The organism is Bacillus cereus group sp. RP43 (genome assembly GCF_040459645.1).
Lineage (GTDB): Bacteria > Bacillota > Bacilli > Bacillales > Bacillaceae_G > Bacillus_A > Bacillus_A mycoides_C.
Genome location: NZ_JARVHQ010000001.1, coordinates 748,835 through 765,719, shown reverse-complemented (window position 1 = coordinate 765,719; position 16,885 = coordinate 748,835). Strand labels below are relative to the sequence as shown.

The following is a 16,885-nucleotide window of genomic DNA, read 5'->3' as shown; positions in this document are numbered from 1 at the left end:
TATTTCACACTAAAAACAAATAAAAGAACACAAGAAATAACACTAAACCCACATCAAGTAATACTGCCTTTTTATCTCCTTCTTTTAAACTTATCATAAAACTAGAAATTATTTTAATTCCAAAAAAGACCATCATAAATAACCCACCGAAATGATCATTCGTAGAATCTTCATCATAAAACATTTGTATTGCACCAATAATTAATAAAATAAGTACGATATTAGTTCCAATCTTTAAAGCCTTGTTTGATTTATTATCTTTTAATGTATCCCCCAAAATGTAGCACACCCTCTCATGCTCTCCTATGTTTTATTTCCCTTTATATATTAACACAAATTACCTATTATTTCCTTTTTATTCGAATAACATAAAAAACCTGCCAATTACTCGGCAGGTACATTAAACATTAAAACGATAACCAGCTCCCCATACTGTTTCAATATATTGCGGGTGAGCAGGATCTCTTTCAATTTTTTCACGTAGCTTTCTAATGTGAACGACGACAGTAGCTAAATCGCCAGCTGAGTCTAATCCCCAAATACGTTCAAATAACTGTTCTTTATTTAATACTTGGTTTGGATGTGTTACAAAGAATGTTAATAAATCAAATTCCTTCGTTGTAAACGCGATTTCTTCATTGTTTATAAAAACTTTTCTCGCTCGCTGATCAATAGAAATCCCGTGAATATATAATGTATCACGCTTCTTGACCATATTTCCTGATAATCTTTCATAACGAGAAATATGTGCTTTAACTCTTGCTACTAACTCACTTGGACTAAATGGTTTCGTTATATAATCATCCGCACCTAATCCGAGTCCGCGAATTTTATCTATATCTTCCTTCTTTGCCGAAACAAGTAAAATTGGAATATCTTTTACAGCGCGTATTTGTTTACAAATTTCAAATCCATTCATTTTCGGAAGCATAATATCTAAAATAATTAAATCGTAGTCTTCTTGCAGGGCAATTTGTAAACCTGTCTCTCCAGAATGCTCAACATCAACATGAAAATCATTAATTTCTAAATAATCTCTCTGTAATTCTGCAATACTTACTTCATCTTCTATTAGTAAAATTTTTTTCAATTCACTCACCACATTTCTCTACTTTTTCCAGTGAGAAGAAAATGCTTGTGCCTTCCCCAAGCTCGCTTTCCGCCCAAATGTCCCCGCCATGTTCTTCAACAATTTGCTTCGCTATCGCTAAGCCAAGTCCACTTCCACCTGTGCTAGAATTTCGCGATTGCTCTGCACGATAAAACCGTTCAAAAATATAAGGAAGTGTATCAGATTCTATACCTGCCCCATTGTCCATCACTTTCACAATAACTTTATCGTTATCACTCGATACTGTTACAGCAATTTCCTTCTCTTCTTTATCCATGTATTTCACACTATTATGAATTAAATTTGATATCACTCTATTTATCTTTTCGCAATCAGCCGTTACATATAGTGGTGATGGATGTAATTGTAAGCACACTTCTATACCTTCTTCACTTAAATCCATCTGCATCTCTTCTATTAGTTCCTGCATAAACATATTTAATTCAACCGTTTCAAACTGGAATGGAACTCGATTTAAATCGAGCTTCGAAAATAAAAATAGTTCATCAATGAGTGTATCCATATGTTTTGCTTTCGTATGAATCGTTGTTAAATACTTATCCATTTTTTCTGGCGTATTTGCTACCCCATCTTTTATTCCTTCCACATATCCGATAATAGATGTAATCGGTGTTTTCAAATCATGGGAGATGTTTGAAATGAGCTCTTTTCGATTTTCTTCATACTGCGTTTGTACTTCAATCGACTCTTTTAACTTCTTCCTCATTTCCTCAAATCCTTGATTTAATTGGCCTATTTCATCATGCGATGTAACTGGAATTTGAAATTCTAAATTCCCTTCTTTAATTCTCTCCGTTGCATCTTTCAATATAAAGATTGGTTTTACCACACTTTTTGAGACGAAATAACTTACTAACCCAATGAGCAAAATAGCTAACAGTAAAAGTGCTACGAACAAAATCGGAAATAATTTTTGTGTAAGGTCTACGTACGAACTTTGCTCTTTTAGTACAAATATACTCCCTTTTTCATTCTCCGGAAAATAAAAATCAAATTTTACATATCGATAAAATGTACCATTTAATTCTGTCGTGCCCCGACTATTAATATTTGTCGCTTCAAATTTCGGGAGTGCTTCCGTTAAAGCCGAACTTTCAAACACTTTTGAAGCATATGAAATGTTTTCTCCCTTTCTTACAACTATTTTCACACCTTCTTTTTCAATTGGTGAAATGAACGATTCATCTAATAGTTGAGATTGATGTTGCTTTGCCGCTAGTTTCAATTCAAGAAAAGCATTCTCTTCTTCTGGCGTAATCGGCTTTTGAATGTAAGAACTTTTATAAAAATTTTTCACTGATTCCAAGTCGCCCGTTATTGAAAATACAATTAAAAATCCCGCAACTAAAATGAGCGTAATGGAGACGAGAATAACTGCGATATAAGAAAATAAAAACCTTGTTTTAATAGACATCATTTACAACCTCACTTTACCCATCCTTCATATTCATAAGCATAAAAATATATGTTCAAATACTCAAGCGATTTTATAGTAATTTTAGCGCCAGTTTATAAAAATTTAATGTTCCTATTTTACAGTTTAAATTAAGATGCCGCACTGCTTACAAAAGGAGGTTGAAATTCTATGTTCAAAAAAACATTAAGCATGATATGTTGCGTAATTTTTTTACAAGGGTGCTCGCAAGAACAAGAAGTTAAAAAGGAGATGACAAACATGGAAACAGCACTACTAACAGCTACTGAGAAACAAGAAACGAATACTGTTATATCATTACTCAAAAAAGGGGCTGTCATAAATATAACAGACAATAAAGGACGTACTCCTCTTATGATTGCTACATACAAAAATGATGTAAAAACCGCCAAAGCTCTTATCGACGCTGGTGCTGACGTAAATATCCAAGATGATATGAAAAACAATCCATTTCTATACGCCGGTGCAGAAGGTTACTTGGACATTTTAAAACTAACGATTGATGCTGGTGCGGATCCAGCGCTTACGAATCGTTACGGAGGGACAGCTCTTATTCCCGCGTCAGAACATGGCTATATTGATGTTATAAAAGAACTCCTCACTCGAACAAATATCGATGTAAACCATGTAAATAACCTCGGATGGACAGCTTTAATGGAGGCCATCGTACTAAGCAACGGAGATGAAACACAGCAACAAGTCATTCGCCTTCTGATTGAACACGGTGCAGATGTAAACATTCCCGACAATGATGATGTTACCCCGCTAGAGCACGCTCGTGCTCATAACTTTGAAGAGATAGAGAAGATTTTATTAGCGACAAATAAATAAAAGCTCATTCCCTATAAAAAACGTATCATTTTCAAATCTATTTTTGCCATTCTCCCAAGTCTATGCTACAGTTATTTCGTCACATAGCTATACAGCTAGACAACTTATATATTTATAATAGGGGGAAAAAACATGAGCAAACCTCGTATTGGAATGATTGGATTAGGTAGTATTGCACAAAAGGCTTACCTTCCAACACTGACAAAGGAAAGCGATTGGACTTTTGTGGGAGCGTTTACACCTAATGTTAATAAAAGAAAACAAATTTGCGAGCAATATCGTATTCAAGACTTTCATTCTGTGGAAACACTAGCTTCTGAATGTGATGCAATTTTCGTTCATAGTTCAACTGCTACACATTATGAAATCGTTTCTGAACTTCTGAAAAAAGGAATCGATGTTTATGTTGATAAACCGTTAGCAGCTACAGTTGAACAGGCTGAAAAACTAGTAGAAATGAGTGAAAAGTATAATCGAAAGTTAATGGTTGGATTTAATCGCCGCTTCGTTCCTATGTATGTTACTGCCAAAGAGCAAGCTAACGATATTTCATGGATTCGAATTGAAAAGCACCGCACAAATAAAGTGGGGCCATATACGTACGACTTTACTATGCTAGATGATTACTTACATATTGTAGATACTGCTCGTTGGCTAGCTAATGATGACCTTAACGTCGTTCACAATATGATGCAAATAAATGAAAAGAATGAACTTCTTTACGGACATCATACATATACAACTGCAAATGGACTTTTACTTTCTACGGCGATGCACCGCCATGCAGGTACAAATTTAGAACAAATTGAACTTGTAACGACAGGTAAAATCATTCGCGTAAAAAATATGAACACATTTGAAATTGAGCAAGAAAACTCCGTTTCACAAAGTGGTTCACCATCATGGGAAACAACGTTAAAGCAGCGCGGATTTGAAGATGCTGTTCATCATTTTATCGAATGTGTACAAGGTGATACAAAGCCTATTGTAGATGGATTAGAAGGATTAAAATCTCAACAAATGCTCCAATCTCTACTACAAGCTGTAAGCAAAAATTAAAACGGATACATTTTTCAGAATTTACTTTCATTCCCATTTCCTCTTTATTTCTATCACAAATTTCTATAGAATATGTTGATAGGAATTATAAATTTCATAATGAATCGTGGAAAGGGTGGGATTGACACATGTGGAACGAGTTTAAAAAATTCGCGTTCAAAGGGAATGTAATCGATTTAGCTGTCGGGGTTGTAATCGGTGCTGCATTTGGTAAAATCGTTAGTTCTTTAGTAAAAGATATCATCACACCATTACTTGGTATGATACTGGGCGGCGTTAACTTTACAGATTTAAAACTTACATTCGGTAAATCATCTATTATGTATGGTAACTTCATCCAAACTATTTTTGATTTCTTAATTATTGCAGCTGCTATCTTTATGTTTGTTAAAGTTTTCAACAAACTAACATCTAAAAGAGAAGAAGAAGAAAAGAAAGAAGAACTTCCAGAACCAACAAAAGAAGAAGAAATTCTTGGCGAAATTCGCGACTTACTAAAACAACAAAACTCTTCTAAAGATAGAGCATAATTGAACGGATAAAAGGCATGTCCCTCTCGGGACATGCCTTTTTTTATATGCTATAACATTTCCGAATTCATATGAATAAATGCAATAATACCTGCAACCATAAGTACCATAATGCTACCTGCAAATAGTGTAATACCGATAAACATTAAACTCGTACTTAAATCTATCGAAATACTTTCAGTAAAAATTGAAATTACATACGTGATAAGGGCGATTCCTGCAAGAATACTTCCTGGAACAAATCGCTTTAAGCCATTTTGTTTTAACGTCATATATGCAAAAATAGCGGTCATGCAAAGCGTAATTATCCAAAGAACGATCATCTCTTCTCCCCCCCTCACAAGCCTTTTCTTTCTATTATACATGACATTGCCCTATAATAGTTAAATTTGCACTTGTGTGACATATAACAAGGAATAAGCCCAACTGTAGCGAAGGCTTTACAAAATACACTATTTACACAATAAGGAGGGTTTCATTTGAAATATACTACCGTGGGGAACTTGGAGCTAGTCGAGCGATTCGATTATGTTACGATTGACTTAGACAAACAGTTTTTTTGCATCGAAGTTGTAAATTTACAAAGCAATAAAGCTGTACTAAAAATATCAATTAACTTGGAAAAAGACGAAACGCTGGTAGAGGGAAATATAATTCAGTACGATACTTTGCACATAAACGCATTATTACAAGGATTAAAATGTATTGCTCAAACATGTATTGATTGTAATTTAAGAAACCAAGAAGAACTATTCGCATTTCTAGAAGAAAATTAGCCCTCATAAAAAAATGGTTATTTTTTCTATAAATTGATATGATTACCATATATAAATTCTTTACAAGGGAGTATTCATAATGATCTGGATTTCACTAATCGTATTAGCCTATTTCATTATTCTCGTCCCAATACAGTATAACTACATTAAGATGCTCAAGACAAAACAGAAAAAAATGAACGTGTCACAAGATGAACTTTACGAAAAAATGTCTTATGAAGAATCCCAAATACATTATCAAAGCAACGTATTTACAATACCGGCTTCACTTATCGCGAGTATTGTTTATAAAGTAAAACATTCAGCATAAGGAGACTGACCTCATATGTACGCTGTAAAATTATTATTTGAATCTGTTCATTCAGGTGAACCTAATCCTAGTAAAATTGATGAACATTATGAAGAGAATCACGATACACTTTTTGAAGAAAGTATCATTCTCGTTAAGGCGAACAGTTTAGAGGAAGCCCACGAGCTAGGTGAAAAGATAGCTATACAGTCTGAAGATACGTACGATAATATGTACGATGTGCAAGTAACATGGACGTTTAGAAAAGTGTTGCATGTTTTCGAATTAGATGACACACCATTTGAGGCAGGAAAAGAATTATATGCACGCTTTTTACATGTTAAGAAAACTGAAAGTGTAGATACAGTAGTTAAACACTATTATCCTGAATATGAATAAGAGCTCACAGCTATCGCTGTGAGCTCTCTTATTCTTACTTCGTTGAATCTCTAAATTGGATACGGTGAGGTAAGATAACTGAGTGATCTTCTACTTTTTCTTTGTTCATATATTTCGTTAGTAGACGCATTGCTACTGCACCGATATCATACATTGGTTGTACAACTGTCGAAAGCTGTGGGCGTACCATTAATGCAAGACGTGTGTTGTCAAAACCAAGCACTTCGATATCAGTTGGTACGTTTAATCCCGCGTCTTGTGCTGCGTGGATTACACCTAGTGCCATTTCATCAGAAGATACGAAGATCGCTGTTGGTTTTTCATCAATGCTCCAAAGTCTTTCAAATGCTTCTATACCTGAATCATATGTGTAATCTCCATCAATTATAAGATTTTCATCATATGAAATACCTGCTTCTTCTAAAGCTTTTTTATAACCTTTTAACTTCTTCGCACTTCCTGCTTTATCAATGAAAGGACCAGAGACGAAACCGATACGTTTATGTCCTTGCTCAATAAAATGCTTCATTGCATCGTAAGCCGCTTGTGTATAATCAATATTTACTGATGACGTTTCATTTTGCTCATCAAATGACGCTGCTAATACAATTGGTACTGGAGATTTTTTGAACTCTTCAACGTGAATATCTGTAATATCTTCACCCATGAAAACAATCCCGTCCACTTGTTTCCCAAGCATCGTATTTAATAAATGGAACTCTTTCTCTTTGTTCTGGTCAGAGTTACTTAAAATGATGTTATATTTGTACATTGTTGCGATATCTTCAATTCCACGAGCAAGTTCTGCATAAAACGTATTTGAGATATCAGGAATAATAACACCCACTGTAGTTGTCTTCTTACTTGCTAGTCCACGTGCTACCGCATTTGGGCGGTATCCTAAATGATCAATTGCTTCTAATACTTTCTTTCTTGTTGTAGGCTTTACATTTGGGTTACCGTTCACAACACGTGATACGGTAGCCATTGAAACATTTGCTTCACGCGCTACATCATAGATTGTTACGTTCATCTCTTCGCACACTCCTTCTATTTATGTTATCTATTTTTATGTATCGGTTCACTTGAATGAAAAAAAGACATCAACTCTATTTGCAGATGCCAACAATCGTCCCGAGTTCTTCCTTTTACTAATGATACGATAAAAACGCAGGGTCATACAATATTTTCCCGCAAAAGTTTCGAAAAAATTCGCTTCTTTTCTCGTATTTTCGTATTTTTTATGCAAAAAAGGTCAATTTTTGTAAAAAATCTATGTAACAAGGGCTACATAGACTAAGAAATCTTTTTATAATTTACTTCCGAATGCTTTTAATTCTTTCATAAACTCATTGAATTCTGGAATGTTCATTTTCTGTACTCCATCTGATAATGCAACTGCTGGATCTGGATGTACTTCAGCCATAATAGCATCAACACCAATTGCCATAGCCGCTTTTGCAGCCGGTAATAGAAGGTCACGTCGCCCTGTAGAGTGTGTTACATCGACAACGACAGGTAAATGTGTTTCTTTCTTTAAAATTGGCACAGCGGAAATATCAAGCGTATTACGCGTTGCTGTTTCATATGTGCGAATACCGCGCTCACATAAAATGATATTACCATTCCCCTCTGCCATAATATATTCTGCTGCATTAATAAATTCTTCAATTGTTGCTGATACACCACGCTTTAATACTATTGGTTTATTTACAGCATCAGCTGCCTTTAACAGTTCAAAGTTTTGCATATTGCGAGCGCCAATTTGAATAACATCAAAATAATCTGATACTTTAAAGAGGGCACTAAAAGAGGCCACTTCATAAGAAAAAGGAGGTCATTCCCTACTATGTACAGGTGATGACCTCCTTTCTTCTTTCAACGTCTTAGGAAATTCGTAATGTTTTTTTCGCAGTATTTACTTTTTCAGTAACCTCAGTTTAAATACTGTCTTTTTTCATTATAGGAAAGAAACAAACGGTTTATCGCTGTTCTTCTCTTTTATAATAACAGCCTCAATTTTACTCTCGGACTTTATCTGTAATTGAACTTTAGCATCTTTAGGAAATTGTTCTAACATACTTTGAGCAGCAATCTGAGAGAGTGCCATTAATTCTGACTTACCGTTATATTTAACGACAATATCCATCTTTAATTTATCCATCTTATTTTGCTTATAAGAAATCTTAGCATTAACAGGGATATAATCTCCTGGAGAAAATGCCTTCATTGCTTCAGAAAATTTCTTTAGTTTATCATTATCTTCTCCATGTGCCCCCTCAAATTCTTGAGAAGGATACGAATATGATTTTTCATCAATAGTATCCCAATTTCCAAGGTTAGTCTCGTTCTTCTGAACAGTAGCGCTTGAAATATAAGTACCATTCTTTAAAGAACTTGTACTTTCTTGCTTGAATATAGCAAACGTAATTGGAGATTTGTTATATTTATCATTTTTATTAATAGCCTCTATAAGCCCCTTAGCGACTTCAGCGCCTTTAGAAATAGCTTCCTCATTAGATACACTTGAAGACATAGCTAACCCAATAACAACACCAGATAAGCTTAGTTCATTTGAATTCTGTTTGCCGAAGTAGTCCTGTTCGATAATATTAGTCACAACCGGTACTGCTTGTTTCGTAACTAATTCATCAATTGTTTTCTCTGGAATATATTGATTTAATTGTAATACGTAATTTTCTGTATCGAATTGTTTTGAAGCAATATCCATTAAACCATTTTCATATTCTGCTAAATCTAGTTTAGAATTAGTTTGAACATTAACTGTATTAATTACCTTTTGTTCTTTTAAAGGAATAACAGTTCTATAGTAATCCTTAGAAACAGCAGTTCTTGGAATCATACTTTTTTCTTTCGTATCTTTCTGTACAACTTCATCTTTCTTCTCAATAGTATTATTGCTGCAAGCCCCCAGTAATAAACTTAAGCTTGCGATGCATAACGCCATTTTCTTCATTGCTTAAAACCCACTTTCAAAAGTCAATTTACTTAGTTTTAATGTATCTATAGTGTACCATTAAATATATTGCAACAAAATAAAAAAGAAGCAAGCCCTTCGCTTGCCTCTCCCTATTTTACATTCTCTTCTAAAGCTTCTTTTTTAATATTCCAGTGCGATGTATGCCATACTACCATTCCATCTTTTATGTATAACACTTGCGGAGATTCATGCTTAATGCTGTACTGATCTGCAACATGGTTCGAAACATCTCTCGCATCTTGTACGTATAAGTAATATGCTGGTACTTCTCTTTCTTCACCGCAATACGCTTGAAACTCTGTATATGCACCGTGACTAATTGGGCATGTCGTACTATGTTTAAAAAGAACGTAAGGCTCGTTCTTTTCTACTAAAGCTTCAAGTTCTTCAATTGTTTCAATCTTCATCATACTCATCATTACTCACCTCTCATGCGAAGTCTAGAGCGCTTCTCTCTCTTTTCAGCCTTCTGCTCAGCTTTCTCAAGTTTACGCTCTTCTTTTTCAATCTTTTTCTCTTGTCTCGTAGTACGGTAATGATTATATACTTCAATTGCTGCGCTGCTCCACTGTACAACTTGTGCCACTTTATCTGCATTATTTTCAATTTCATCTGTAACAGACTCTGAAACGTTGCGAAGCTTCGTATTTAAAGAGTGGATCGTCGTTCCGATTCCATCTACACCTTCTACTACTTTATTTAGCGACTGTGACTTCTGTTGAATATCATCAGCTAACGCATTTGTCTTATGTAATAATTGCTCCGTCTCTACGCTTATTCCTTGCATTTGCTTTTCTAAACCTTCTAACGTACTTGCAACATTTTCTAACGTCTTCTGAACCGATAACAACGTTCTGCATACATACACTACTAATACAGCGAAAGCAACTGCAATAATGGCCGCACTTACATATAAAAGAACTTGCATTTCATCACTTCCTTTATCTTTTTCATACTTTCTCTTATTATACAATCATTTTCCGTTTCGTTCTAATCCCTATCTTATCATTAGAATTTTCATACTTATTCGTTAACTGTAACATAAATCATTCAACAAATTCCACTAAGTAGGTTACAATAGGAGAGGATACATAATTAGTAGGGAGGCTTTACATATGAAAGATCCACGTATTGAAAAGTTAGCATACAATTTAATTAACTACTCTATCCGCTTACAAAAAGGTGAGAAAGTATTAATTGAAAACTTTGGCTTACAAAAAGAACTTGTAACAGCACTTGTAAAAGAAGCATATGCAGCTGGTGGTTTCCCATTCGTTTCTTTAAAAGATCATCAAGTAGATCGCTCTTTATTAATGGGTGCTACTGAAGAACATTTCGAACAAATCGCTGTATATGAAGCTAGTGTAATGAAAGATATGGATGCTTACATTGGCCTTCGCTCTGGTGATAACATTAACGAACAAGCTGACGTTCCAAGTGAACGTATGAAAGTTCACGGCCAAACAGTTGGTAAAAAGGTTCATAGAGACATCCGTGTTCCGAAAACACGCTGGGTTGTTCTTCGCTACCCAAATGCTTCTATGGCACAGCTTGCTAAAATGAGCACAGAAGCTTTCGAAGACTTCTACTTCGAGGTATGTAACTTAGATTACGGTAAAATGGATAAGGCAATGGATAGCCTTGTTACATTAATGAATAAAACAGATAAGGTTCGCTTAACTGGCCCTGGAACTGACTTAACATTCTCTATTAAAGACATTCCAGCTATTAAATGCTCAGGTCATTTAAACATTCCAGATGGTGAAGTATATTCTGCACCAGTTCGCGATTCTGTTAACGGTACAGTTTCTTATAACACACCATCACCTTACAACGGCTATACATTTGAAAATGTACAACTTAAATTTGAGAATGGCCAAATCGTTGACGCAACTGCAAACGATTCAGAACGCATTAACAAAATCTTCGATACAGACGAAGGCGCACGCTACGTTGGTGAGTTCGCAATCGGCGTAAACCCATACATCTTACATCCAATGGGAGACATTCTATTCGATGAAAAAATCGATGGCAGCTTCCACTTCACACCTGGACAAGCTTATGATGATGCATGGAACGGCAACAACTCGAACATTCACTGGGATTTAGTATGCATTCAGCGCCCTGAATACGGCGGCGGCGAAATTTACTTCGACGACGTACTAATCCGTAAAGACGGACGCTTCGTTGTAACTGAACTAGAAGCTTTAAACCCAGAGAACTTAAAATAATATGAAAAGCGCTCGGAATTCTATCCGAGCGCTTTTTCATTAATACTCTAATAATTTTTTAGCTACATCTTCTGGTACTTTAAAACTATTTTTATTTTTTATTTTATTAATTTTCAATTCAACCTCAACATAAGGAACATCTTTATATACTGTCATAGTACCAATTTCATGTAACTCTTTTTTATCTTTACCCGAATCCAATAATTTCGGTGTATCCTCTTGATACATTTTAAACGTTTTCCCTTGCGGAGTATCCATAGGAGCCGATTCCATTTCCCACTCATCCATTTTGATTGATTCAAACAACTTTTTGATTTTTTTCTTATCGGTAATTGTTTTTTTATCACTCGAATCAATAAGGGATTCAACTTCAATTTTTTGTGCCTTTTCTAAGCTAACATCAGACTTCTCTTTCTTCGCACTACATCCTATTAAGAGAATAGATGTGGTTAACAGCAACAAAAACAGCATACAGATTTTTTTCATTTCTAATCCTCCTGCACTATATAGAGCTATGTTTCTCATTCTTCATTTGCTGCGAATGGAAATAAAATAAAAGTGTCACTGCAATAATCCCTATTAATATTGGGACATATAAAGGCAAGTCCCATTTAATATATACTCTAGTGCAAATAGCAAGCACCAGCAAAATTTCCAAACAAAATAAAGTGAAACTTTAATCAGTGGGGGTTTTGTTCATCCCCCACTGATTATTAGTTGAACCAATCGGGCTTTTACGGGCAGTTGATCTCCCACCTAACTTCTTTTCTCCTGCCGAATTTTGAGGTGGGAGTCTTACTGCCCGTTAATGCGGGGTAAAGATTTTACATATTTCATTTCTTACCTACCATTTCTATTTTCACATATGGATTTTCTTTCTCAATAAGCACCAAGAATTCATTCATATCTTGCGGCATCCCAATCATATGTACCTTATATGCATTCGTCGTAATTTCAAGAGACTTCCCAACTTGGCGAATAATTATAATATCTTTCAATACAACATCTTCATTTAAAACGCCGTATTTTAGCACACCATTTTCTACTTTATGTTTTTTAATAAACATTTCCCAAACGAGAGGGACATTTACAATAAAACATAATCCCATCCCAATTAGAGCTGAAGCCCAATCCCCTTTTCTTGTAAAGAACATAACTATTGGATATATCACCATAAAAGCTAACGTTATACTAATGAAAATTATTCCTAACTTACTTCTCTGAATTGGAAAGTTCATACCCACACCCCCATTAACCAAATTATACCATGTTTTCCATTTTAGTTCATGAAAAAAGGCCATTTATGAATGACCTTTTTAAACAGTATACCTATAAAATTTCTTATCTACCTCTAGCACCGGAAAACTTTTTGGCAACTCTTCTATACTCACACTTTGGAAACCATTCTTCTCATAAAAGCGATGCGCCGCTAGAAATTTTACTGTTGTTCCTAAATAAATATCTTCCAAATTCTTTTCCTTCGCCCAAGAAATTGCTGTTTGAAGTAGCATACTTGATGCGCCCCATCCTTTTCCGCGGAACTCTTTCTTCACGAACATTTTTCTTAGCGCTACTTGATGCTTCCCAATATCTAATAAAGCTATCGTTCCAACTACTTTACCATCATAAATTGCTACCCAAAAGTTTCCGCTGTCTCTTTGATAGAACGTTTCTATTTCTAGTAAGTCCGGCTGCTCTTCTTTCGTAATAAGGACATTGTACTCTTTTTGCTGAATATGAACGATAAGATCTACTACTTCCTCTTGAAACATACTTTCATACGGAATAATACAAATCTTCTCGTTCATCGAATCTTCTTCCATTCTGAAGCTAGTAAACTATACACAGCGATATCTTGGAAATGATCATATATCCATTCTTCATCTCTTAAAATACCATCTAATTTAAAACCTAAACGTTCTGGAATTGCACGGCTTTTCGCATTTTCAACACCGCAACGAATTTCAACTTTATTCAGCTTTAAATTATCAAATGCATAGTGAAGCACAGTCTTCACACTTCGCGTCATAATACCTTTTCCGCCAGCATCTTCTGCAAGATAATATCCAAGGCTCGTCGCTTTCTTGCCCCAGCTTACTGGGTGAATGCCCACCATCCCAACGAGCTTCCCTTTGTAGCGTATACCACTTTCAAAACCGTCTCCCTCTGCAAATTTCTTTAACCACATCGGAAAAATCTCATCATAAGCATCAGCAGATTTCGTCCCATCTACCCACGGAAGCCATCTTCTTAAATGATTACGATTTTGATCTATTAATTCATATAGTCCCTCTTTATAATGTTTTTCTAATAGTTGTAGTTCGATTTCGTCATCTACTCGAAGTGTGAACATGGTTTTTTAGCCCCTTTTTAGTTTTCTTATTATTCTAACATTTAAAATTAAAGAAATGCACCATAATATATCAACTTACCGACTAAATTCAGCATAAAAAAGACGCACAGCCATAGCTATGCGTCTTGCTTCTTACTTCTCTGCAACTTGAACTTCTTTTACGTAAGCTGCTTCGAATTTTTGGATGTCACCTGCGCCCATGAAAATAAGAACGCCGTTTTTATGTTTCTTTAATACCTCTGTTGTTGTATCTGTAATCAGTTCTGCGCCATCAATACGCTTTTGCAGATCTTCAATTGTTAATTCACCTTTGTTTTCACGTGCTGATCCGAAAATATCACATAAGTATACTTGGTCAGCTTTACTTAGGCTTTCTGCGAACTCATCTAAGAACTTTTCTGTACGTGAGAATGTATGTGGCTGGAATACAGCGACAACTTCACGCTCTGGATGTTTTTGACGAGCTGCTTCAATCGTTGCATTAATTTCTGTCGGATGGTGTGCATAGTCATCAATGATAACTTGCTCTCCCATCGGTTTTTCATTAAAGCGACGTTTAACACCTTCAAATGTTGTTAGTTGATGTTTAACCGCTTCTACATCAACGTCTTCGTAATGGCAAAGCGCGATAACTGCTAATGCATTTAATACGCTGTGATCGCCGTATCCTGTAATTTTGAACGTGTCATAATACGTATTACGAACGAATACATCGAATATAGTACCATCAGTTCTCTTTTGAATGTTACGTGCTTGGAAATCATTATCTTCTCCAAATCCATAGAAAATAACAGGTACTTTCGCTTGAATTTTTTGAAGTTCTTCATCATCACCACATGCAATAATACCTTTTTTCACTTGCAATGCCATCTCTTGGAATGCATTAAATACATCATTGATGTCTGCAAAATAATCCGGATGATCGAAATCGATATTTGTCATGATTGCATAGTCTGGATAGTAAGACAAGAAATGACGACGATACTCACAAGCTTCAAATACAAAATACTTACTATTTTCTACCCCATGCCCAGTTCCATCTCCAATAAGGTAAGATGTCGGGTGTGCACCTTGCATTACATGGGCTAACAAACCTGTAGTTGATGTTTTTCCATGTGCACCAGTTACTGCAACACTTGTGTACTGATTCATAAGGTCACCTAAGAAGTGATGATAACGATGTACTGGGATATTTAATTCTTTTGCTGCTACGATTTCTTCATGTGTATCAGGAAATGCGTTTCCCGCGATAATCACTTGTCCTTCTTTAATATTATTTTTATCAAAAGGAAGGATGGAAATACCACGCTTTTCCAATGCTGTTTGTGTAAAGAAACGCTTTTCATAATCAGACCCTTGAACAGTATGCTTCATGTCATGAAGCATTTGTGCTAATGAACTCATTCCTGTTCCTTTAATTCCTACAAAATGGTAAACTGTCATCTTAAAGAACCTCCAACATTTCGAACTAATACAACGGCCTATCTATAAGACAGTATATGAATCTTTTCTTATTTTGGTAATCATCATACATTTCTGATGCAGTGAATTTCTTTTTATATTCACTTATCAGTGATAAACTCGTACGTACTTCTTTTATGTCCATAACACATTTATTATAGCAAAAAACAAGCCGCTATACTATGATAACAGAAAAACTGATAGGGTCAATCACCTATCAGTTTTTCTCGCTTTTACATATCTTCTTTTGTTTCCAATTGAACACGCTCTAGACGTGGATTTGGACGGTATTTACGACCAGCTTTCGCTTCTGGTTTTCCATTTAATTCTACGTTATCACCAGTAAAACCAATATTCATTTTTAATAAGCTACTTCCTACTCCGTATATATCGACAGGAACATTTTGAGCTTCAAATTCACGAATACGCTTCTCATCAAATCCACCAGTTACAACGATATCTACATGTTGGAACCCTTCATCATCAAGAGCCTTACGAAGTGCAAATATAAGTGATGGATTTACACCACGCGGATCGAATGTTCCAAGTACTTCTGGGTGACGAATGAAGTATTGATCAATCATTGTACGAGACGTATCTACACGTACACCTTTTAATGTTGATCCAAATTCACGCGCTACACGAAGTGCATCTGTAATGACATCATTGTTGTAATCAATTAGTACGACTAATTCATCTTCTGGGAATTTTTTATGATATGCCTTTGCTGCTTCAACAACATCACCATTAAACATTTGAATTAAAGCGTGAGGCATCGTCCCCATACCACTTCTGCCCCACCATTCATTCATTGCATGCGTCGCTTGTGCGCTCATACCTCCGATGTATGCCGCATAACCGTCACCAGCTTGTTGAGTATAATGATCGTCACGATCTCCCATAAAAATAACCGGTTTTTCTTTATCTACACTACGTGCAGCTTGGACAACGTTATATACGTTTGTCGCAACTGATGTACGACGAGCTAAAATCCCATCAATTACACCTTCTAAAAAGCCAAAGTATTCATAAGGACCATGAATTGTTAAAACTGTTTCAAACGGACTAATATTATCGCCATCCTTTAAAGAATGAATTTCTAATTCCTCAGGATTTTTGGCGAATGTTTGTAGCAATGCGATTACCTCATCTGCTCCGCAAAGAACTGCATGTTCTTTTTGGAAAAACTGCATTGTTACAACACTTTTCGGGCGAAATTCTTCAATGATTTCTCTAGTTTTTAAAAAGTAAACGGCAGAGAACCAGCCTTCTCCAACACGTTCATCAAATTTAAATGTTTTATTTGTTAGTCGATTTATTTCACCTTTTAATTTTAATTCAATTTCTTTCATGTCGCTTTACTCCCTACTTTACTATCCAACATTTTC

At 35.4% G+C, this 16,885-nt stretch carries 21 protein-coding genes and 1 pseudogene; 7 read left to right on the top strand and 15 right to left on the bottom strand.

Annotation, left to right across the window (positions count from 1 at the left end; genetic code table 11):
* Positions 1-4: 4 nt before the first annotated feature.
* From QCI75_RS03965 to QCI75_RS03955, 3 genes are all read right to left on the bottom strand, one after another.
* Positions 5-277 (bottom strand): hypothetical protein, encoded by a 273-nt coding sequence (locus QCI75_RS03965; RefSeq protein WP_144504712.1) that lies wholly within the window; start codon positions 275-277, stop codon positions 5-7.
* Positions 278-400: 123 nt separating this feature from the next.
* Positions 401-1,090 carry a response regulator transcription factor gene (locus QCI75_RS03960; protein WP_144504710.1) on the bottom strand — a complete coding sequence of 230 codons (690 nt, stop codon included), beginning with the start codon at positions 1,088-1,090 and terminating at the stop codon, positions 401-403.
* A 1-nt stretch (position 1,091) separates the two neighbouring features.
* Positions 1,092-2,546, bottom strand: a complete 1,455-nt coding sequence (locus tag QCI75_RS03955; RefSeq protein WP_144504708.1) for a sensor histidine kinase — start codon at positions 2,544-2,546, stop codon at positions 1,092-1,094.
* A gap of 171 nt (positions 2,547-2,717) precedes the next feature.
* Between QCI75_RS03955 and QCI75_RS03950 the strand changes: the two genes are divergently transcribed.
* The 3 genes from QCI75_RS03950 to mscL all read left to right on the top strand — a co-directional run bounded on the left by QCI75_RS03950 (position 2,718) and on the right by mscL (position 4,987).
* Positions 2,718-3,398 carry an ankyrin repeat domain-containing protein gene (locus QCI75_RS03950; RefSeq protein WP_144504706.1) on the top strand — a complete coding sequence of 227 codons (681 nt, stop codon included), beginning with the start codon at positions 2,718-2,720 and terminating at the stop codon, positions 3,396-3,398.
* A gap of 132 nt (positions 3,399-3,530) precedes the next feature.
* On the top strand, positions 3,531-4,457 hold the full coding sequence (locus QCI75_RS03945) for a Gfo/Idh/MocA family protein (protein ID WP_353759986.1): 927 nt from the start codon (positions 3,531-3,533) through the stop codon (positions 4,455-4,457).
* 128 nt (positions 4,458-4,585) lie between these two features.
* Positions 4,586-4,987: a large-conductance mechanosensitive channel protein MscL gene (gene mscL, locus QCI75_RS03940; RefSeq protein ID WP_144504702.1), complete on the top strand. Its 402-nt coding sequence runs from the start codon at positions 4,586-4,588 to the stop codon at positions 4,985-4,987.
* Between the two features lie 50 nt (positions 4,988-5,037).
* On the opposite strand, the gene QCI75_RS03935 is transcribed toward mscL, so the two are convergent.
* Positions 5,038-5,310, bottom strand: a complete 273-nt coding sequence (locus QCI75_RS03935) for a DUF3917 domain-containing protein (protein ID WP_144504700.1) — start codon at positions 5,308-5,310, stop codon at positions 5,038-5,040.
* 156 nt (positions 5,311-5,466) lie between these two features.
* Here QCI75_RS03935 and dhp61 point away from each other — a divergent pair, with 156 nt between their 5' ends.
* The 3 genes from dhp61 (at position 5,467) to QCI75_RS03920 (ending at position 6,451) form a co-directional block, all read left to right on the top strand.
* Entirely contained in the window at positions 5,467-5,763 is a 297-nt protein-coding gene (dhp61, locus tag QCI75_RS03930; RefSeq protein WP_002112307.1) for a protein Dhp61, read from the top strand.
* Positions 5,764-5,842: 79 nt separating this feature from the next.
* Entirely contained in the window at positions 5,843-6,073 is a 231-nt protein-coding gene (locus tag QCI75_RS03925; protein WP_144504698.1) for a DUF3949 domain-containing protein, read from the top strand.
* Positions 6,074-6,088: 15 nt separating this feature from the next.
* Positions 6,089-6,451, top strand: a complete 363-nt coding sequence (locus QCI75_RS03920) for a DUF4288 domain-containing protein (protein ID WP_144504696.1) — start codon at positions 6,089-6,091, stop codon at positions 6,449-6,451.
* 34 nt (positions 6,452-6,485) lie between these two features.
* Here the strand turns inward: QCI75_RS03920 and ccpA are convergent, their stop codons facing one another.
* The 5 genes and pseudogenes from ccpA to QCI75_RS03895 all read right to left on the bottom strand — a co-directional run bounded on the left by ccpA (position 6,486) and on the right by QCI75_RS03895 (position 10,380).
* Positions 6,486-7,484: a catabolite control protein A gene (ccpA, locus tag QCI75_RS03915; protein ID WP_098780320.1), complete on the bottom strand. Its 999-nt coding sequence runs from the start codon at positions 7,482-7,484 to the stop codon at positions 6,486-6,488.
* 276 nt (positions 7,485-7,760) lie between these two features.
* Positions 7,761-8,273: pseudogene (locus QCI75_RS03910) on the bottom strand (bifunctional 3-deoxy-7-phosphoheptulonate synthase/chorismate mutase); the annotation flags it as partial.
* A 138-nt stretch (positions 8,274-8,411) separates the two neighbouring features.
* Positions 8,412-9,428: a CamS family sex pheromone protein gene (locus tag QCI75_RS03905; protein ID WP_144504694.1), complete on the bottom strand. Its 1,017-nt coding sequence runs from the start codon at positions 9,426-9,428 to the stop codon at positions 8,412-8,414.
* Positions 9,429-9,541: 113 nt separating this feature from the next.
* Complete coding sequence (gene ytxJ, locus QCI75_RS03900) at positions 9,542-9,868, bottom strand: bacillithiol system redox-active protein YtxJ (protein ID WP_033712295.1); 327 nt, start codon at positions 9,866-9,868, stop codon at positions 9,542-9,544.
* A gap of 2 nt (positions 9,869-9,870) precedes the next feature.
* Positions 9,871-10,380, bottom strand: a complete 510-nt coding sequence (locus QCI75_RS03895) for a DUF948 domain-containing protein (RefSeq protein WP_012261840.1) — start codon at positions 10,378-10,380, stop codon at positions 9,871-9,873.
* Positions 10,381-10,567: 187 nt separating this feature from the next.
* On the opposite strand from QCI75_RS03895, the gene QCI75_RS03890 reads away from it, so the two are divergent.
* Entirely contained in the window at positions 10,568-11,683 is a 1,116-nt protein-coding gene (locus tag QCI75_RS03890) for an aminopeptidase (RefSeq protein WP_144504692.1), read from the top strand.
* A 39-nt stretch (positions 11,684-11,722) separates the two neighbouring features.
* Here QCI75_RS03890 and QCI75_RS03885 read toward each other — a convergent pair whose 3' ends face one another.
* The 6 genes from QCI75_RS03885 to QCI75_RS03860 form a co-directional block, all read right to left on the bottom strand.
* Positions 11,723-12,169 (bottom strand): hypothetical protein, encoded by a 447-nt coding sequence (locus QCI75_RS03885; protein ID WP_144504690.1) that lies wholly within the window; start codon positions 12,167-12,169, stop codon positions 11,723-11,725.
* Between the two features lie 347 nt (positions 12,170-12,516).
* Complete coding sequence (locus tag QCI75_RS03880; RefSeq protein ID WP_144504688.1) at positions 12,517-12,921, bottom strand: PH domain-containing protein; 405 nt, start codon at positions 12,919-12,921, stop codon at positions 12,517-12,519.
* Positions 12,922-12,999: 78 nt separating this feature from the next.
* The gene (locus QCI75_RS03875) at positions 13,000-13,491 is read right to left on the bottom strand and encodes a GNAT family N-acetyltransferase (protein WP_144504686.1); all 492 of its coding nucleotides are present in this window, start codon (positions 13,489-13,491) and stop codon (positions 13,000-13,002) included.
* Positions 13,488-14,036, bottom strand: a complete 549-nt coding sequence (locus tag QCI75_RS03870; protein WP_144504684.1) for a GNAT family N-acetyltransferase — start codon at positions 14,034-14,036, stop codon at positions 13,488-13,490. The genes QCI75_RS03875 and QCI75_RS03870 overlap by 4 nt, the downstream gene beginning before the upstream one ends.
* 132 nt (positions 14,037-14,168) lie before the next feature.
* Positions 14,169-15,479 carry a UDP-N-acetylmuramate--L-alanine ligase gene (murC, locus tag QCI75_RS03865; RefSeq protein ID WP_199671854.1) on the bottom strand — a complete coding sequence of 437 codons (1,311 nt, stop codon included), beginning with the start codon at positions 15,477-15,479 and terminating at the stop codon, positions 14,169-14,171.
* A 251-nt stretch (positions 15,480-15,730) separates the two neighbouring features.
* Positions 15,731-16,849: a nicotinate phosphoribosyltransferase gene (locus QCI75_RS03860; RefSeq protein ID WP_353759984.1), complete on the bottom strand. Its 1,119-nt coding sequence runs from the start codon at positions 16,847-16,849 to the stop codon at positions 15,731-15,733.
* Between the last annotated feature and the right edge of the window lie 36 nt (positions 16,850-16,885).

What these genes read in the sequence shown, in the direction of transcription:
- mscL (WP_144504702.1), top strand. Translation starts at nt 4,586, where the DNA reads ATGTGGAACGAGTTTAAAAAATTCGCGTTCAAAGGGAATGTAATCGAT.
- QCI75_RS03920 (WP_144504696.1), top strand. Translation starts at nt 6,089, where the DNA reads ATGTACGCTGTAAAATTATTATTTGAATCTGTTCATTCAGGTGAACCT.
- QCI75_RS03880 (WP_144504688.1), bottom strand. Translation starts at nt 12,921, where the DNA reads ATGAACTTTCCAATTCAGAGAAGTAAGTTAGGAATAATTTTCATTAGT.
- QCI75_RS03945 (WP_353759986.1), top strand. Translation starts at nt 3,531, where the DNA reads ATGAGCAAACCTCGTATTGGAATGATTGGATTAGGTAGTATTGCACAA.
- QCI75_RS03905 (WP_144504694.1), bottom strand. Translation starts at nt 9,428, where the DNA reads ATGAAGAAAATGGCGTTATGCATCGCAAGCTTAAGTTTATTACTGGGG.
- QCI75_RS03955 (WP_144504708.1), bottom strand. Translation starts at nt 2,546, where the DNA reads ATGTCTATTAAAACAAGGTTTTTATTTTCTTATATCGCAGTTATTCTC.
- QCI75_RS03890 (WP_144504692.1), top strand. Translation starts at nt 10,568, where the DNA reads ATGAAAGATCCACGTATTGAAAAGTTAGCATACAATTTAATTAACTAC.
- ccpA (WP_098780320.1), bottom strand. Translation starts at nt 7,484, where the DNA reads ATGAACGTAACAATCTATGATGTAGCGCGTGAAGCAAATGTTTCAATG.
- QCI75_RS03925 (WP_144504698.1), top strand. Translation starts at nt 5,843, where the DNA reads ATGATCTGGATTTCACTAATCGTATTAGCCTATTTCATTATTCTCGTC.
- QCI75_RS03950 (WP_144504706.1), top strand. Translation starts at nt 2,718, where the DNA reads ATGTTCAAAAAAACATTAAGCATGATATGTTGCGTAATTTTTTTACAA.
- QCI75_RS03895 (WP_012261840.1), bottom strand. Translation starts at nt 10,380, where the DNA reads ATGCAAGTTCTTTTATATGTAAGTGCGGCCATTATTGCAGTTGCTTTC.
- QCI75_RS03935 (WP_144504700.1), bottom strand. Translation starts at nt 5,310, where the DNA reads ATGATCGTTCTTTGGATAATTACGCTTTGCATGACCGCTATTTTTGCA.
- murC (WP_199671854.1), bottom strand. Translation starts at nt 15,479, where the DNA reads ATGACAGTTTACCATTTTGTAGGAATTAAAGGAACAGGAATGAGTTCA.
- ytxJ (WP_033712295.1), bottom strand. Translation starts at nt 9,868, where the DNA reads ATGAGTATGATGAAGATTGAAACAATTGAAGAACTTGAAGCTTTAGTA.
- QCI75_RS03860 (WP_353759984.1), bottom strand. Translation starts at nt 16,849, where the DNA reads ATGAAAGAAATTGAATTAAAATTAAAAGGTGAAATAAATCGACTAACA.
- QCI75_RS03870 (WP_144504684.1), bottom strand. Translation starts at nt 14,036, where the DNA reads ATGTTCACACTTCGAGTAGATGACGAAATCGAACTACAACTATTAGAA.
- QCI75_RS03885 (WP_144504690.1), bottom strand. Translation starts at nt 12,169, where the DNA reads ATGAAAAAAATCTGTATGCTGTTTTTGTTGCTGTTAACCACATCTATT.
- QCI75_RS03875 (WP_144504686.1), bottom strand. Translation starts at nt 13,491, where the DNA reads ATGAACGAGAAGATTTGTATTATTCCGTATGAAAGTATGTTTCAAGAG.